2 protein-coding genes and 1 pseudogene are annotated in these 2463 nt (G+C 70.5%); all 3 read right to left on the reverse strand.

The window, feature by feature from the left end; all coding sequences use genetic code 11:
* Positions 1–578 (reverse strand): annotated as a pseudogene (locus FF041_RS38380) (hypothetical protein); the annotation flags it as partial.
* A 58-nt stretch (positions 579–636) separates the two neighbouring features.
* Positions 637–2223: an ISL3 family transposase gene (locus FF041_RS34540; protein WP_323393578.1), complete on the reverse strand. Its 1587-nt coding sequence runs from the start codon at positions 2221–2223 to the stop codon at positions 637–639.
* Positions 2224–2282: 59 nt separating this feature from the next.
* A partial coding sequence (locus tag FF041_RS39745) for a hypothetical protein (protein ID WP_228388846.1) occupies positions 2283–2463 on the reverse strand: 181 nt, incomplete at its 5' end.

Genomic DNA, 2463 nt, shown 5'->3' on the forward strand with positions numbered 1-2463 from the left:
TCGCCCACGCGGTAGAGGAGTTCGGCGCCCCGCTTGCCGACCGGCTTGGGGAAGGTGCTGTCGTTGGCGCGGGCGTAGCGCAGGGCGGCGACGGTGATGTCCGGCAGATGGTGCTGGTGGGCCTCACGCAGTCCGACCGCCTGGTCGTCATCGGCCGGAGTCAGCGGGTTCGCTGACGGTGTCGCCGGGGCACGGGCCGTGCCGTCGCCCGGGTCGGCGGCCGGAGCTGGGAGGCGCCGGGCATCGGCAGAGACGTCGCGGTCAGCGGCCGGGGCCGGATCGGGCGCGACCGGGGCCGTCGTGGTGCTCCGGGTGTCGGCGGGAGAGCCGGCGGGCGCGGGCGGCTGCTGTGGTTGCACCGGGCCGGGCGGAGGCGGGAGGGCCGCGCTCCGTCCGTGCGCGGGGCCGGCTCCCCTGCCACCGTCGGTGGCCGTCTTGCCGGTGGTGGCCCACTGGCGGGCTTCGGCCTCGGTGAAGAAGAGGACCTGCGTCTCGCTGGCGCTGCCGCCGATGACGACCTGGGCGCGCCCCTGGTGCTTGGTGGATTTGGGTGCCGGGTGGACTTCGGGTGCGAGCATGCGCCAGGTGTCGGCGTACACGTGAACGTGGCTCTGGCAAGATTTTCGTAGCCGGAGATCATCTTGGTGACACGGTCGGCCGGTCCGCATAGCGGCGGCGGAGGTGGGCGATCAGGACGACGCGGTGGCGGAGCAGGGGGACGCTTGCGCGTCCGGCCATGAGACGTTTCTGCAGTTTGACGTCGGTGATGCGGCCTTCGTTGACCCCGGAGTTGGAAGGGGTGGTGATCCCCTGCGCGACGGCGTGCCGGTCTTCGCGCAGGGCTCTGGCGAGGCCCGCGAGAGGGGCCAGACCACTGGCTGCGAGGTCGTTCAGCCAGTCTGGCAGGGGTGTCGCGTCACGGTTGTCGAGCATGGTGGCGAAGCGGCGGACCAGGTCGTGGGTGTGTCTGAGTTCGGGGCAGTGGTTGAGGAGTCGGGGCAGGCGGTCGTGGATGTGCGGGCTGCGGTTATGCGGGTGGGTGGTGATCCAGCGGGCGGCTTCGCGCGGGGAGGGCGGTCGCTCGCGCGGTTCGTCCAGGGGCAGGCCCCGCCTGAGGGGTGCGACGGCCATCTTCACGCGCTGGTAGTGGCCGGGGTAGCCCTTGGTCTGGAGTTCCTCGTGCAGGATCTTCGCGCTGTGTTGTCCCTCGTCCCAGCGTTGTTGCAGGTAACTGAGGTAGGGGTCGAGGGTGGAGGGCTTGCGGGGCGGGCGACGTACCACTTCCTGCCAGGTGTGGGCCCGCGCGTACTTGCGGACGGTGCGGCGGTCCAGGCCGAGCTCCCGTGCCACGGAGCTGTGGCTCCGGCCAGTGCGGGTCAGGGCCTGCACGGCCTCGAAGAGCCTCCGGGCGTGCCGTCCGGCCGGCGTATCTGCGGCGGTGGTCTCGGCAGTCTCCCCGACCGGTGCGGGATCGGTCTCAGCGGCTGGGGGCAGTGCTGCGGGCAGGCAGCCGCGGTGGGCGGAGGCGATGTCCTGGACGCGGCGGGAGATGCCCTGCCAGAGATGGAAGCGGTCGCTGACCTGCAAAGCGTCGGGGGCGCCGGCGGTGATGCCCTGCCGGTAGGTGAGGGAGCCGTCGCGGCAGGCGACCTCGACACCCGGGTGTTCCCGGAGCCAGTGGCTGAGCTGTTCCGCGTCGCGTCCTTCCCAGAGCGTGAGCGGGAGCCGGGTGGTGGCGTCGACCAGGAGGGTTCCATAGACATCGCCGTGGAGCGCGAAGTCGTCCACCCCCAGTACCCGGGGCGTGAGCAGTGGCGGAAGCGGCACCCGCATCAGCTGGGACAGGAGTGCGACCCGGGAGAGCCTGATGTTCAGGATCCGCAGCATCCTGGAGCCACCCCGGCCGGCCAGCACCACGCCGACGTCCTCCACCAGTCGCTGCAACAGTGGTGTCCGCCGCTGGTAGCGCACGGTCAGCCCCGGTACCTGCTCGGCGAAAGTCACCTTCGGGCAGGTCGTGTTCTCGCAGTACAGGCGGCGTACGGACAAGTCGATGCGCAGAGGCCGGACTCCGAGCGTGAGATCGGCGAGGTGGCGCACGTAGCGGCTGTGGCACCACGCGCTGAGCCGACCGCATCCCGTACATCCCGCTGGTTCATCGGATCTGGTGCGGGCGCAGACCTCCACCACAGCATCGGTGACCTCGACCGCGACCACCAGCACATCAGCCAACTGCGGTAACAGGGTAGCCAGTTCACTAGAGCACAACCACAGACTGCCCGCTATGCGGACCGGCCGACCGTGTCACCGAGATGATCTCCGGCTACGAAAATCTTGCCAGAGCCAGAAAAGTCCGTACGCCGACACCAGGCGTTGACGCTGTAGCGGGCGAGGATGCGGGTGGCGAACTGCTCACGGACTTCGGGGCCGCCGAGGGCGCGGGCGGTCGCGGACTGGGCGACC

The organism is Streptomyces jumonjinensis, from assembly GCF_009600885.1.
Classification (GTDB): Bacteria; Actinomycetota; Actinomycetes; order Streptomycetales; family Streptomycetaceae; genus Streptomyces; species Streptomyces jumonjinensis.